Source organism: Sphingorhabdus sp. SMR4y, assembly GCF_002218195.1.
In the GTDB taxonomy this organism is placed as follows: Bacteria; Pseudomonadota; Alphaproteobacteria; order Sphingomonadales; family Sphingomonadaceae; genus Parasphingorhabdus.
In genome coordinates this window covers 1,755,295-1,768,547 of sequence record NZ_CP022336.1, presented here as the reverse complement: position 1 = coordinate 1,768,547, position 13,253 = coordinate 1,755,295, and the positions used below count along the sequence as shown (strand labels likewise).

General features: G+C 52.9%; 16 protein-coding genes. 10 read left to right on the top strand and 6 right to left on the bottom strand.

The features are described from left to right. The first annotated feature begins 13 nt into the window (after positions 1-13). The gene (locus SPHFLASMR4Y_RS17105; protein ID WP_186265889.1) at positions 14-169 is read left to right on the top strand and encodes a hypothetical protein; all 156 of its coding nucleotides are present in this window, start codon (positions 14-16) and stop codon (positions 167-169) included. An 87-nt stretch (positions 170-256) separates the two neighbouring features. Here SPHFLASMR4Y_RS17105 and SPHFLASMR4Y_RS08310 read toward each other — a convergent pair whose 3' ends face one another. The 6 genes from SPHFLASMR4Y_RS08310 to SPHFLASMR4Y_RS17100 form a co-directional block, all read right to left on the bottom strand. Then, a complete protein-coding gene (locus tag SPHFLASMR4Y_RS08310; protein ID WP_145955492.1) occupies positions 257-964 on the bottom strand; it encodes a YkgJ family cysteine cluster protein in 708 nt (235 codons plus the stop codon). An 88-nt stretch (positions 965-1,052) separates the two neighbouring features. Then, complete coding sequence (locus SPHFLASMR4Y_RS08305) at positions 1,053-1,907, bottom strand: sulfotransferase (protein WP_186265888.1); 855 nt, start codon at positions 1,905-1,907, stop codon at positions 1,053-1,055. An 8-nt stretch (positions 1,908-1,915) separates the two neighbouring features. Beyond that, entirely contained in the window at positions 1,916-2,218 is a 303-nt protein-coding gene (locus SPHFLASMR4Y_RS08300; protein ID WP_089133113.1) for a PqqD family protein, read from the bottom strand. Between the two features lie 36 nt (positions 2,219-2,254). Further along, a complete protein-coding gene (locus SPHFLASMR4Y_RS08295) occupies positions 2,255-2,962 on the bottom strand; it encodes a hypothetical protein (protein WP_145955491.1) in 708 nt (235 codons plus the stop codon). A gap of 266 nt (positions 2,963-3,228) precedes the next feature. Then, complete coding sequence (locus SPHFLASMR4Y_RS08290) at positions 3,229-3,804, bottom strand: aspartyl/asparaginyl beta-hydroxylase domain-containing protein (RefSeq protein ID WP_089133111.1); 576 nt, start codon at positions 3,802-3,804, stop codon at positions 3,229-3,231. 145 nt (positions 3,805-3,949) lie between these two features. Then, positions 3,950-4,108 carry a hypothetical protein gene (locus tag SPHFLASMR4Y_RS17100; RefSeq protein WP_186265887.1) on the bottom strand — a complete coding sequence of 53 codons (159 nt, stop codon included), beginning with the start codon at positions 4,106-4,108 and terminating at the stop codon, positions 3,950-3,952. A gap of 244 nt (positions 4,109-4,352) precedes the next feature. Between SPHFLASMR4Y_RS17100 and SPHFLASMR4Y_RS08285 the strand changes: the two genes are divergently transcribed. The 9 genes from SPHFLASMR4Y_RS08285 (at position 4,353) to SPHFLASMR4Y_RS08245 (ending at position 13,201) form a co-directional block, all read left to right on the top strand. Further along, entirely contained in the window at positions 4,353-5,237 is an 885-nt protein-coding gene (locus tag SPHFLASMR4Y_RS08285) for a glycosyltransferase family 8 protein (protein ID WP_089133110.1), read from the top strand. A gap of 519 nt (positions 5,238-5,756) precedes the next feature. Then, a complete protein-coding gene (locus SPHFLASMR4Y_RS08280) occupies positions 5,757-6,536 on the top strand; it encodes a DUF2569 domain-containing protein (protein ID WP_089133109.1) in 780 nt (259 codons plus the stop codon). Positions 6,537-6,801: 265 nt separating this feature from the next. Beyond that, the gene (locus tag SPHFLASMR4Y_RS08275; RefSeq protein WP_089133108.1) at positions 6,802-7,833 is read left to right on the top strand and encodes a phosphatase PAP2 family protein; all 1,032 of its coding nucleotides are present in this window, start codon (positions 6,802-6,804) and stop codon (positions 7,831-7,833) included. A gap of 356 nt (positions 7,834-8,189) precedes the next feature. Next, positions 8,190-8,375, top strand: a complete 186-nt coding sequence (locus SPHFLASMR4Y_RS08270; protein WP_089133107.1) for a Flp family type IVb pilin — start codon at positions 8,190-8,192, stop codon at positions 8,373-8,375. 113 nt (positions 8,376-8,488) lie between these two features. Further along, positions 8,489-9,409, top strand: a complete 921-nt coding sequence (cpaB, locus tag SPHFLASMR4Y_RS08265) for a Flp pilus assembly protein CpaB (protein WP_089133106.1) — start codon at positions 8,489-8,491, stop codon at positions 9,407-9,409. Next, positions 9,396-10,874 (top strand): type II and III secretion system protein family protein, encoded by a 1,479-nt coding sequence (locus tag SPHFLASMR4Y_RS08260; protein WP_089133105.1) that lies wholly within the window; start codon positions 9,396-9,398, stop codon positions 10,872-10,874. Before cpaB ends, SPHFLASMR4Y_RS08260 begins: the two co-directional genes overlap by 14 nt. Then, positions 10,864-11,133, top strand: coding sequence for a hypothetical protein (locus tag SPHFLASMR4Y_RS08255; protein ID WP_260806871.1), 270 nt, complete (start codon positions 10,864-10,866; stop codon positions 11,131-11,133). The genes SPHFLASMR4Y_RS08260 and SPHFLASMR4Y_RS08255 overlap by 11 nt, the downstream gene beginning before the upstream one ends. Positions 11,134-11,156: 23 nt before the next feature. Continuing rightward, a complete protein-coding gene (locus SPHFLASMR4Y_RS08250) occupies positions 11,157-12,686 on the top strand; it encodes a pilus assembly protein TadG-related protein (RefSeq protein ID WP_313906728.1) in 1,530 nt (509 codons plus the stop codon). Continuing rightward, positions 12,683-13,201 (top strand): TadE/TadG family type IV pilus assembly protein, encoded by a 519-nt coding sequence (locus tag SPHFLASMR4Y_RS08245; RefSeq protein WP_089133103.1) that lies wholly within the window; start codon positions 12,683-12,685, stop codon positions 13,199-13,201. Before SPHFLASMR4Y_RS08250 ends, SPHFLASMR4Y_RS08245 begins: the two co-directional genes overlap by 4 nt. The last annotated feature ends 52 nt before the right edge of the window (positions 13,202-13,253 follow it).

Here is a 13,253-nt window from a genome sequence, read left to right as displayed (position 1 = left end):
CAAGGATATAACTATGGTTCGTGAATCTTCTAAAATAGCCGCCAACCAAGGCCGAGCCCAGAAACTGCCTTATGAGAAACCAGTTCTGATTGAAATCGAACTAGAAGATCAAACGGACGGTAAGGCAACGAAGATTACAGAAGCTGGCACGGGTCAAGGTCCGAGCTAGTCATCAAGTCCAAGGTATTGCTAGCTTCCGCTTTTCTGATAATCTCTTCATGCATGCTTTGATTTTCTGTAAACAGACGTAAAGTAACTATGTCTTTTCGAGAAATCTACTGTTAGGGTGAAAATTCTTACGCAGATAACGCCTTAGTGCGTTCAGCAAGAGCTGACCTTCTTTATATAAACGTTGATTGTCCGATTCGGGATCGTCTCCTAAATTCAGGTATTCCCGATGGATTGCGCGCAGATCACGATCTTCGACAGCAACAAACTGCCTGACAATTTCGAGTGTTTTTTCACGTTGTTCTAGAGCGAGCTCAACTTTTTTCCGCGCACTAGACAATGATATGGTGCCAGCATCAAGCTTGCGCAAAAGTGCACAGCGAAAGCTCCCGCATATTTCCGGCCGGTTCGGGTAAACGCTGCATTTTCGTGAATTGTCGAGGGCGGCGCACGGTATTTTTAAATATAAGCCGTCGTCTCCGTCGTCCGAAGAAGTTCGCAATGGACTTGTGACGGCACCATCTTCCGGCACCAATCTGGCAGAATTAAAAATACTTCCATCGCAGCAAATACCGCAATTTGTACAAAGCTGTGTTGCTTGATCTGCCGTTTTATCGGCTAGTTCTGGCTGTTTCACTGTTTTCAGCCCTTTGCTAGGCACCGCTGGCCTGTCTAAAAATGTAGATACTTCAAAGTCTAAGTTGCATCCGGTTTTATGTCGGGTCAATCCGCTTTTTGCACTTTCAATGGATTCCTCTAATTCGAAAGCTGGATGCATCCGATTTGAGATGTGCAAAGTGGAGTCCGGATGGCTGCAACGCCAATTCGATAGTATAATCTTGAATATGTTCCGGCATCAGCGACGGCAAACATATGCAACCATTTCAACTTGCAATAATTTCATAGCCAAAATGCTCGAATACTGACTTTTCCCTCTGGAAGGTCTGGTTCAGGCAGGCAATGTCGCTGTCTGAAAGCCGGGCGATTTGCTCGTCATTGAAATTGTGCAAATGTTGCCGGTAATTTTTTACCGTGATGATGTCGTCAAACGCCAGATCGGAGAGTTCCGGTATCAATGTCCGAATGTTGTCGGCCGTTTCTTCGGGCGATTGGCACATGTCTTCATATCTGAAGAAAATGCTATTGTCAGGATATCGCCTGATATTGTCTCGCTGGGACTTCATGCAGGCTACGATATGATCGGCCGCCAATTTGAGACAGGACTGTCTGTCGGGTGCCATCTCGGGCCGGCGTCGCCCGATACCTTCCGCCACAGCATATGGATTGCGCACCATGAAAATAAACTTGGTATTGTCAAAATTATCTTGCAAAATTTGCGGGATCAGAAGGAACGGCGGCGATTTGGTAAGAAAGACAACGGCGTTCGGGCTTTTGGCTGTTGCCTGAAAATACCAGGCCTTCTTTGTGCTTTCCCAACTTGGATAATTTGCCGCGTCCGAAAATAATTCAGCCGTTTCCGGCTTGGCATTCCACGCCAGAGATGTGTTGGTTTTTCGGCTCGTCGGGCCGGAAAATCCGAAAATATGCTGGCCTTCACGTTGCAGGGACCAGACCTGTTCGCATTCTGCAATAACCCGTTCCAGATAGGTCGAGCCACTGTTATTCGGACAGAGGATGAAAAGATGCGTCTTGACCCTGTTCGGCAGATCATTCTGTGCACCGAAAAATCGGCCGGATCGTCTCAAAACACCGGATGTCTGATCCTGAACGTTAGTCACGCTATATCTTATGCCTGAGCTGAAACATGTTCGATGAATCCGCGGTCGAGCAGATCTCCGACAAAATCGCGCACTTCGCTCCTGCAGGTGTCATGATCAACCTGATATTCCTTGCGCAATTCTGCGTAAATATCGCAAAGCGCGAGATCCTGTCCAATCAAAGACCATATGCGTGATGAAACCGGATTCAGTGCCAGATAGTCGGCGGTATCGACGTCCATCATCACAATTCCGTCATCAAGCTCTGACAACAGAACCTTTGTTGTCGGACGAAAGATATCAGAATCGTCCAAATTTTCTGGAATAGTCATAAAGCTCCCTGATGTTCTAGAATGGTCGCCTGAGTTTCAGGATCGCGGTGAAAAATTGTCTAGCGCGGCATGTTCTAACTTACAAGAACGGGCGGCATCGTGAATTTTGCGGGCTGGAAGTGTCGCAAGCCTTTCCTCGACCATGTCGGCGATTTGCGAGATGCTATCAATGTCTCGCGGTCTTCTGACATGAATTACCGTTACGTTTCTGGCGAGCTTTTCGACATTTTGAAAATGCTGTTTTGCAAAGCCCAGTGCATAAGCGATTTTCTTACGATAACTGGCTTTTGCGATCAGGGGCATAGCTTGTTGGGGTGTCACAATATCAAAGACCGGTGATTGCACGTCACAAGCCTCCATGCAGAATATCGCCCGCAAGGGAGCAGGCTTTCGAGCAAAGTCTTCAATCGGCGCATAAAATTTGGACCGGTTGTTCAAAATCGGCTGCAGTTCGGCGGCGTTCTTCCCGCTGCGTTCCAGAACATCGGCGCAAAGCTTCTGAACGGGATAGCTGGGTGACGCAATGATTTGACTGGTATCTCGCGTTGATATGGCCAGAACATCGTCCGACAAGGCGACAGCTTTCCGGTTCAGGAATTCGGCCAGCAATGTTGATTTTCCTGCGCCCGATCGCCCCGCAAATGCCGCTGCACCCCGCTCCGTAGCAATGGCGCTTGAGTGCAGGAGGAAATGCTGCCTTTGGTGCAGCAGACCGGCGCTGGCCGATCCCAGAATCTGGCCCATGATATCCTGGATAAACGGTTTGCAATGCGGCGCTATGATCATCGTGTCACCGCCGCTAACAAATATGCACGGAATTCCGTCGTTACAGAGCAAAAAGCCGCTGTCGTCCGCTTGCCAGTTTCTCCACGCAACCGCGCCTGCGCCAAGGGCCTCCGGGATCTCTCCAAATTCTACAGTGACGTCGGCCTTTTCGCGGGGAGAGGTCGGCTGAAATGGCAGGCTAATGTCAGACCGGAAATTGAGCCCGTAAGCGGAATAGCTAAAGCTCATGCCGCTTGCGAAGACAATTGCGACGCATCATACATCTCGAAAATGAAATGGATCCGGTCTGTCTGACCGCGGTTGAACGCCCCATGTTCCACAATATTATTGACTTCGAAGGCGTGTCCGGCGGGCAAGTGAAATGTCTCGCCGGCAACCTGAAAAGTGGCATCAGGGGTTGTGGCCAGCGGAATGTGGATTTTATGAGTCAGTAGGTGGGAGCCTGCGCCGTCACAATGCGGCTCGATCACTTTCCCGGCAGCCAGACGCGCAAACATGCTTTTGGGATAGGCCCGTTCTCTATAGCCATATTGGCGGGTCGCATGGTCCATGATCGGCATGAGCAGATCTTTCCATATGAACCATGCCCGCGTGTCATAACTCATCAAAGGATCCCGATTTTTCGGGATGAAACGATGAATTATATGTTTTGTATTTTGAAAACAGCGATACTTATTTTCTTTTGCGGCGTCTTCAGATTCCCACGCCGTATCAGACAGCATCGAAAGCCGATCCATAATCGCGTTTGCGTCAACGGGACCGAGATTCAATATTGTCGCAGGCTTTGGAACTTTAATCATGCACAATACCGGACAAAAATATTACGTGCACTTTGCAGGCTTGGGATCGGGCATCATGTGCAACTGAAAGCAAAAAATCCAACTGCGTTTGACCACCGATCAGCCAAGCCTGTCAGCACATATTTCAAATGCCGTTGGATTTCGGTTAGCTTACTCCGTAGCTCGCATTGAACTCTGTTACAAAGGTAGCGACTTTCCCTTTGGTTGCCGGGGTCACTTCGAAAACAACCAGCTTGGGCTTTTCCCAGGTTTTCAATTCGGTCGTCGCCTGATCGTTGCCGATATTATCATTTCTATTTTTCACTTAGAAGACCCCTTTTTTCTATAAACTGCAATGCATTGCGGTCGCTAACACAAACATCGACAGCCGACAAGGGGCCCTGGAGCCATTGGCAAAATTCGGATTGGAATCATTTACACCATCTCAATGGCCGTTTAGAGCCTGTCCGTGCAGATGTCAGCTCACCAACAACAATAGACAATCGCTGTTGGGCCTCAACTTTCAGGTATATTTCGGATGAGAATTTGTGACTGGATAATGGAATAGCATGATCATCGAGTCTGAAAAGAACAACCGTTATTGTCTGGCTACGGTCCTCACGCCGGATTTTGTTCCGGGCGGATTGGCGATGATCCATTCCTTCCTGACTCATAACCCATGGTTCGATGGTCAGATTGTCATTCTACACAAGGATCTGGAGCAACGCGCTCAGCAGGATTTGACCGCATTATATCCTGATCTGCGAGTGCAACGGATTGGCGGAGATCTCGAATCTGCCATTGCGCGGGTCGTCGCGCGTCGCCCGGATCTGGCGCGACGGCAATCCTCGTTCTACAAAGGTGATCTGTTGCAGCTCACCACTGCTGAAAAACTTTTCTATGTTGATTCGGACATGATCTTCCGTGGATCCATAGAATCACTCCTGTTCGATAACGCCGCTCCATTGTTGGCGGCCGGTGATAAATATCATTATCTCGGCCAGGCGATGACCAAAGAACATTACGCGGAAGCAGAGCCGGAAGAGGCTGTTCTGGACCGCACATTTGGTGCCGGTTTCATGGTCATGGACAGGATCATCAGAACCGAAAATAATCACCGGCGCTATCTTGGGCAGATGGAGCTTTTTGACAAAGGGGTCCGGACGACGGGCCACACCGACCAGGCGATTTTCAATATATTATTTGACGGGCAAATTGCGCATCTGGGTTTTGAGTATAATTATCATATTCTGGTCAAAAAGTTCGTTGAATTTGAAACGACGGCGACGCTTGATAACGCCATAATTCTTCATTTCGCAGGATGGAATAAGCCATGGGATCCGGTCGCCGCGATGAAAGCGGAAAATTTCGATACGGAACTTGGCAGGGCAGTCAGGCTATGGCGTGAAGTCTATCGTGATTGCATGGCTTCCCTAATGAGTAAGCAGCGGTAAACGCAATTCTACCGCGACCGCCCGTCGTGCGTAACCGTAGCCATGGCTTGTCGGCGCCGTCGGGGCCGCCGCCTGTCTCAGCACCCAGATGGTCTCCTCCAGCTACGCGATATATTGCCGAGCTGGCCAACGGCTGTTCCCCGTCAGCGCCTATGCCACCAGATCGATGAAGCGCTCATCCATCTGCCGGCTCGGGGGGCAATGGCGGATAGGGCGTTGTCCGGTCTGGCGGACGCGAAAGCGGAGAGGGCTCAGCTGAGGGCAAATCCAGCGCCGACTGCGTCGTCCAATGGACCCCAGCGAGCGATAAGCGGCTTCACCAGCAAGATGTACCGTTGCATGTGCATGACGATAGGCTGGCCGCGCATTGACAATTCCCCCGATTGAGCCAAAACTCGGCAATATGATTGCAATATCGATCTCAAATTATCCAGCGGCGAACAGTAAAGTTTCATTAACCAAATTGGAGCATTGTTTGTATTCGGGCTAAGCCATGGTCTCGGAATACAGGTGTCAGATATGGACAAGACGTTTGAAAAACTGAATCTGAAGAGCATCGCGCTCATGGGCAGTTTACATCGCAATCTGCAAACGATCGCGATTGCATGGATTTTGGTGATGAGCTTTGCCTGCGGGCTGCGGTTGGCATTTTCGGCGACAGAATTTGTTTTCGGATGGTCGGCAGTGGCTGCCGCCGTACCCTATTTCCTCGTCATAGCCTCACCGGTTGCCGTGCTGATCCTGTTGCTGCGGGTTTTCCCGGCCGACGGTCTGTTCGCTCAGCCAGAGATACGGCTGGCGCGCTATGGCAAATGGCGGGAGCTGAGCTGTCTGGAAGCAAACAGCCATCCGCTGTTCGGAACGACAGGTATGATGGCCTCGCTGGTGATTGGCATGCTGATCAACGTACCGTTTCGCAGCATCGAATTCCTGATGGCCATTCCCGCGCTGGGCAGCCATCCGCCCTTATGGTTCAGCGATTTGTTCACCCTGATGGCCGCCGACCTTATCGTCATGAACGGCCTCTACATTACCGCTTTTGTGATGGCGATCCGCCATGTGCCATGGTTTCCGAGATTTCTCTTGCTGGTCTGGGGCGTTGATCTGTGTTCGCAACTGGCGATCGCGCAACTGGTCGCCGCGACACCAAATGTCCCCGCCACGGTATCGACCGCGCTCTCGGAACTGTTGATCGGAAACCTGCAGAAGGTCTTGATCAGCGCGGCCGTCTGGTTACCCTATCTGCTGTTGTCGGACCGGGTCAATCTGACCTATCGTCGGCGGGTGCGGGTCGGCTAGAATGTACCGGCGCCCGAGCCCCATCCAGTGTGAACATCATGGTGGGCGTTCTCCGATTTTGCTATTGTATCGTACAAGATTTGGGCGCGACCTGCTTACTATCGGAAAGACCGCAAGGCTGACGCATCCGACGAGAAGCGGGCCGCCAAGTAAATTATTTCCAACCGTCAAAATTGTTCTGGCTTCCAATGGCATAGCTATTCATAATTCAAGGCCATTGCGATGAAATGGCGAAGCCATCGATGCAATCTGTCGGGGGAATACCATGGATTTGATAGCCGCTGGACTGAAGCGTGATTGGCTTCCGATAGCGATTTGCCTGTTATTTGCAGCGGGCACCGGCCTTGTCCGAAACTATTATAATCTGCCGGGGCTTAGCTTTCAGTCCTTTCTAACCAACACCATTCTTGTGGCTTGCGGAATATTCATTTGCGGTGTTTTCTGGCTCGGCCGGCTGCTTGTGATCGATCGCCCCGTTCGCCCATTGGCTTATTTGAACTCGAACCGCGAAGTAGAGGCGGTGATGCGCAATATGGTCGTGACGTTGCTGCTCATCTTGCCGGTTTGTCTGTTCCTGCCGAGTTTTGGGTTGCTGAAGTCGCTGGTTGGCTTCCTTCAGCCCTATGCCTGGGATGCGCTATTCATCCGCTGGGATGTCATGCTTCACGGTCAGGACGCGTGGCTCTTGCTCCAGCCGATCATCGGCTATCCAGTGATCACGTTTGTCTTCGCGATTGCCTACCAGATCTGGATATTGCTCCTGTATATCGCCTTTCCGCTGGTCTGTATCTGGCGGGGCAATCGACAGTTGCGGCAACAAATGATCATATCTTTCCTCTCATGCTGGATTATCATCGGCGTTGCCATGGCCAACTGGCTTGCCTCGGTCGGGCCTTGTTTTCTCGAACCGATGATCGGCGATCCGCGCTTCCAGGATCAAATGGCCTATCTCATTGCCGTGAACGACCAATATCCCCTGTTTGTTTTGGACGTGCAGAAGGAATTGCTCGATTCATATCTTGCCGGAAAACACGGACTGGGCCGGGGCATTTCCGCCATGCCATCCATGCACGTCAGCGTAGCATTTCTGTTCGCGCTGTTCAGCTGGCGCGTTTCCCGTTGGCTAGGCATCATTGCCACCATTTACTGCGGCATGATTTTACTGGGTTCTGTCCATCTCGGATATCATTATGCCGTCGATGGCTATGTCGCCATCATTGCCACTGCGATCATCTGGATCGCTGCAGGATTGTTCCTCAAAAACAACAGATTAAAAACTTCTGATTCCGGAGAATGATCGAATCGGACGATCGGCACGCCGGCGACTCGGAGAGAGATTCTCGCTCTACTAAACTAAAGTGGTATAACTATAGTAACTCATTGGGATACAACGAAATATATTGATTCGGATGGAAATTAAAGGCCAAGGTTAACTGGTTAACAAAACATTTACTTAAGCGTCTGTAAATAAGCGATTATTTATGCCCCATTGACAAAAAAGCTGCCGAGGTCCTCACTTGTAGCTGTTCACGGGTTGGACTTGCTGCATCGGTCGTCTCTATTTCGACCACGGGTCGCAGACGTTCGGTAGCCCCCGCCCGACGAACGTGAAAGATGCTGGAAATGGTTTCGGCAGAATAACGGGGATAAACTATGACTAAATTCTTGAAAAACTTTGCCATGGACGAAAGCGGTGCATCGGCAGCTGAATATGCGCTGATCCTGGCGATCGTGGGTTCGGGCATTGCGCTTGCTGCAGTGGCACTCGGCGATTCGATCGAAGGTGCCATGAGCGGCGCGGCCGATTGTATCGAAACTCCAAACTCCACCAACTGCTAACGGTTGGTTGAAACAGGTTAACACCATTTGGTCATGTCGGGCGACAATGGCTGAATGGAGTTAACCTATTTTCAGATCTGGCTATCCGGATCGCGTGAGGGGGAAGCTGCGCCATGCCGCAAAATCGATCTTTAATCGTATTGGGTCTCGCGATCCTTTTGGGACTGGCGGCGGTATTTGTCGCCAACAGTTATTTGAGCGGCGTCGAGCAGCAGGCGGAAACCGTCGACAAGACCATGGTGCGCGTCGCCGTGGCCCGCGTTCCGCTGGAATATGGCACGGCCGTAACCACCGAAAATATCAAATTCGTTTCCTGGCCGAGAGCATCACTGCCGGCCGGAACTTTCCCGAGCAGGACCGGACTTGTTGTCCCCGGCGCACCCCGTGTGGCGTTGCGCCCGATCGAGGTCAACGAACCGATCATGCAATCCAAACTTTCCGGCGAAGGGGGCAGGGCGTCGATATCGGCTGTCCTTCCTGAAGACAAACGCGCCGTTGCCGTCCGCGTGGGCGATGTGACCGGTGTTGCCGGCTTTGTTCTTCCTGGCGACAGCGTGGATGTGTTTATCACCCGGCAGGTTGCAGACGGCAATGGTGACCGGACAGGTCAGATTACCGATGTCCTGTTGCAGAATATCAAGGTCATCGCCATCGACCAGAATGCCAATGACAATGCCAATCAGCCCAAAGTCAGCAAGACAGCGACCCTCGAAGTCGACCCGGTTGACGCGCAGAAGCTGGTACTCGGAGAGGCGGTCGGCAGCCTGTCGCTGGCACTGCGCAATGTGGCCAATCAGGACACCGAAGCAGTCCAGACCGTCAGCATCGATGATCTGCAGGATGGTGCCTATAGCGGCCGTTATCGTTCGCCATCCTCGAGCTATGCCAATTACGCGCGGGCGCCGGTCTATCGCGTCCGCAGGAGCAGCGGCGGAGCTGCAGCAGCAAAACGCCCATCAAACACAACCAGCGTGCAAATCGTGCGTGGAACCGGGGCGACAAATTACGAGGTGAAACGTCATGCTGGTTTCTAGATTGGGAAAAAGACTGTCCGCCTGCACGTTGCTGGCACTGGCCTGCACCACAGCTACCACTCCGGTGCTGGCACAGTCGGTCTATACCGCAAATCAGTATAGCGGCGCGCATGGCGGCCAGCTGGATGTTCCGCTGAACAAAAGCCAGATTCTCAACGTCGACCGGAATTTTTCCCGCGCGATGATCGGCAATGATGAAATTGCCGACATATTGCCGATGACCAACCGGTCGCTCTATGTGCTCGGCAAGAAAATGGGCACGACCAGCCTGACGCTCTATGACAGCAGTAACCGGATGATATCGGTCGTCGATGTCGCCGTTGGCCCGGATGTGGTTTCGCTGCGCCGGCAACTCGAACAGCTTATGCCCGGCGAGAAGGTCGGAGCCAATATTTCCAATGATTCGATTGTTCTGACAGGTGTCGTTTCGAGTAGCCCGATGGTTGATCGGGCAATGCAGTTGGCGCAAACCTATGCTGGCGATAATGTCGTCAACATGATGTCCGTTGGCGGCACGCAGCAAGTTATGCTTGAAGTCCGCTTTTCGGAAATGAACCGTCAGGTCGGCAAGCAATTTGGTCTGAATGCTGCATTCCTGTCCCAGAACGGACGCTTTCAGGGTGGTTTGGGAAGCACCGCCCCTTCGACCGCTCTTTTGACCAATCAAAACGGCGTGCCGACGATCGATATCGGCGGCATATTGGACAGTTTTGGTATCGTCGCCGGTTCCTTCAATATCGGAAATCTTGATATATTCGGGGCTTTGGATGCGCTGGAACGCAAAGGCGTGGTCAAAACGCTGGCCGAGCCGACTTTGGTGGCCTTGTCCGGAGAGACGGCGTCGTTTCTGGCTGGCGGAGAATTTCCCATTCCTGTCTCGCAAGGCGGCAGCGGCGAGGATGGCAATAACATAACGATTGAATTCAAGCCGTTCGGAGTGAGCCTGGCATTTACGCCAACGGTTCTGGCGGATGGTGTTATCAACCTGGTAGTCGAGCCGGAAGTAAGTTCGATTGATCCCTCCGCTTCGATCCGGGTCAACGGACTTGCCATTCCGGGCCTTCAGACGCGGCGCGCGAATACCACGCTGGAACTGCGTGACGGCCAGTCCTTTGCAATCGCGGGGCTCATTCGCAAGGATTTCCAGGATACGGTTCGACAGTTCCCGATTTTGGGGTCGATTCCGATCATCGGTTCGCTGTTCCGCTCGACCAGCTTTGCGAAACAGGAAACCGAACTGGTCATCATTGTCACACCGCGGCTGGTGCAGCCGATGAAAGCCGATATGGTGCAACTTCCCACAGATCGCGTGAAAGAGCCTTCGGAACTGGAATTATTCCTGATGGGCCGGTCCGACAAGGCTGTGGGCGTGGATCCGTTTGATCCAGACGCACCGCCACCAGAAGCCGACACAACCATTCCAGCAGAAGGCGGCTTTATCGGGCCGAACGGATATGAATTTTAATCGCACCCTGATTTCGACCGCTCTGGCTGCGGTGGCCGGCGCCGGCCTTTCGGCCTGTACCCCTAATGATACGACCTTCGGAGGCGCTGTCCGGCACAATTATGCTGCGCAAATCGTGAACCCCGATCCGCAATATGAAGATGAGCAAACTACGGACGGTTCGGTCAGCGCGGCGGCGGTTGAGAGATATCGCACCGGCAAGGTCAAGGAACCGGTCGGTGTCAAGACAACAAGCGGTTCGAGTAGCGGTCCAAATTAGTCGTCGAAGAAAGGGCATGAAAAGTGAAGCGCGTGAAATGGAGTCAGTTCAGGAACGATGAAAGCGCTGCGGTTGCGCCCACGATTGCCCTGTCTTTATTTGCGTTGATCGCGGTTGGCGGAATCGGCTTTGACTATGCCCGGATGGCTGCAATGGACAGCGAGCTTCAGAATGCAGCCGATCAGGCCGCGCTGGCCGCAGCGACGCAGCTGGATGGCGAAGCCGGGGCCAGGACCCGAGCCACGGATGCCGCACAGACGCTGGTCACCAATTCAACTCTGTTCTCCAATGACAATGTTGGCAGCAGGGCGATTTCTGTGCCGACTGCCAATGTGGTTTTCTACGTTGATAAAGGCAAGGGAACGGTCGCAACTACGGACGCGGAAGCAAATTTTGTCGAAGTGACGACGGTGACACGCACCGCAAATTTTGCCCTGACGCCGATTGTTGCAGCTTTTTCGTCGGGGGCGCTGGACGCAACCGCGTTCGCCGGTGTCGGGTCTTCAATCTGCCGGACACCGCCAGTGATGTTCTGCAATCCGAGCGAACCATTGAACAATACCGATATTGATTATGCTTTCAGCTTGGCACCGGGCACGGGAATCAAGCTTGTCGGCGACGGTTCATACGGCCCGGGTGCTTTTGGATTTTTGGAAACCGGCTTCGGAACCGGTGCCAATAATCTGCTAAGGGCGGTTGGGTACAATACGCCGCCTGGCGATTGCATCGCCAGTGATGGCGTTGAGATAAAGGCCGGTCTCAATGCCAGTGTGATGGACGGACTGAACACCCGGTTCGACATCGATGCGAACGGCAATAGCTGCCCAACCGGCGGCACATGTTCTCCTTCAACCAACACCCGCAAGGATCTTGTTCGCGGCAATGGTGCGATGAGTTGCGGAATAACCGGCCAGGGCTGGGAGCAGCCTGATACTGATCGGTACCGCCCCACTTCTGCTGCGCCAATTTCGACCACACCCTCGGTCATGGGGCTGCCCCGCGATCTGTGTCATGCATGGAGCGACGCCGGTGATTGTGCCGCGACAACCGGGAATTCGAGAATCGGCACCGGCGTGTGGGACATCAATGCTTACTGGCGATCGCATTATGGATCGAATTACGCGAATCAGGTCGGCGCCAGCCCGACCCGCTATCAGGTATACTTGTGGGAACTTGAAGACGCCACCCGGCTCTCCGCGACACCCCAGGTCGGATCCAAACGGGCATATTCGACCCCCGCATGCATAACTCCGGGGATCATGCCGGGAGGTTCCAACGTTGATCGCCGGCGAATTTCGGCTGCGGTGATAAACTGCGATGCGCACGACATTTCTCCGTCGGACACCGATATACCAGTTTTGAAATGGGTTGATCTCTTTCTTGTCGAACCCTCCTTTGCAAGAGACAAATGCAAGTCAGGCATGGGATGTGGTACGGTCTATTCACAAAAATCCGACGTCTATGTCGAACTCATCGGTGAAACCGTAGCCGGCGGGAGCGGTAACGGCGGCACTCAAACCGTGGCGCGTGACGTGCCCTATTTGATCGAATGATGGCACGTTTACCCTTGTCCTTGATGCAATGTACGCGCGGTACTGCAGCGGCGGAAATGGCGCTGGCCACTCCGATGCTGATAGCCTTGATGTTCGGTTCGTTTGAACTCGGTAATTATTTCCTGAGCGAGCATGTCGTGGTCAAGGCGGTTCGCGATGGTGCGCGCTATGCCGGACGCTTGTCCTTCAGCGAATATGATTGCGCCAACTCCGCGAATGCAGCGCGTGACGACAAAATTCAAAATGTCGTGCGGACGGGGCAGGTGACGGACGTCACTCCTGACAAACCACGCTTGCGCGGATGGACCAATGCGATCGAGGATACGACCATCACGGTGAATGTTGCCTGCTCCGCGGCAACGACCGGGGGCATTTACAAGGACAAGACAGGCGGTGCGCCGGTAGTGACTGTTACCGCCGCGGTGCCGTATAGTTCGCTGTTCGGCATAGTCGGCCTCGCGGACCCGGATCTTACGTTGAATGCTGAAGCTCAGGCAACGGTGAACGGCATATGATCCGGCCTGTTCAGCATTTCCTTCGAGATGAGCAGGGTGGGCCAGCAGCAGA

Bases quoted from the DNA above. Each gene is read 5' to 3' on its own strand.
- SPHFLASMR4Y_RS08280 (WP_089133109.1), top strand. From the start codon at position 5,757: ATGGACAAGACGTTTGAAAAACTGAATCTGAAGAGCATCGCGCTCATG.
- SPHFLASMR4Y_RS08300 (WP_089133113.1), bottom strand. From the start codon at position 2,218: ATGACTATTCCAGAAAATTTGGACGATTCTGATATCTTTCGTCCGACA.
- cpaB (WP_089133106.1), top strand. From the start codon at position 8,489: ATGCCGCAAAATCGATCTTTAATCGTATTGGGTCTCGCGATCCTTTTG.
- SPHFLASMR4Y_RS08285 (WP_089133110.1), top strand. From the start codon at position 4,353: ATGATCATCGAGTCTGAAAAGAACAACCGTTATTGTCTGGCTACGGTC.
- SPHFLASMR4Y_RS08245 (WP_089133103.1), top strand. From the start codon at position 12,683: ATGATGGCACGTTTACCCTTGTCCTTGATGCAATGTACGCGCGGTACT.
- SPHFLASMR4Y_RS08290 (WP_089133111.1), bottom strand. From the start codon at position 3,804: ATGATTAAAGTTCCAAAGCCTGCGACAATATTGAATCTCGGTCCCGTT.
- SPHFLASMR4Y_RS08270 (WP_089133107.1), top strand. From the start codon at position 8,190: ATGACTAAATTCTTGAAAAACTTTGCCATGGACGAAAGCGGTGCATCG.
- SPHFLASMR4Y_RS08255 (WP_260806871.1), top strand. From the start codon at position 10,864: ATGAATTTTAATCGCACCCTGATTTCGACCGCTCTGGCTGCGGTGGCC.
- SPHFLASMR4Y_RS17105 (WP_186265889.1), top strand. From the start codon at position 14: ATGGTTCGTGAATCTTCTAAAATAGCCGCCAACCAAGGCCGAGCCCAG.
- SPHFLASMR4Y_RS08260 (WP_089133105.1), top strand. From the start codon at position 9,396: ATGCTGGTTTCTAGATTGGGAAAAAGACTGTCCGCCTGCACGTTGCTG.
- SPHFLASMR4Y_RS08275 (WP_089133108.1), top strand. From the start codon at position 6,802: ATGGATTTGATAGCCGCTGGACTGAAGCGTGATTGGCTTCCGATAGCG.
- SPHFLASMR4Y_RS08295 (WP_145955491.1), bottom strand. From the start codon at position 2,962: ATGGGCCAGATTCTGGGATCGGCCAGCGCCGGTCTGCTGCACCAAAGG.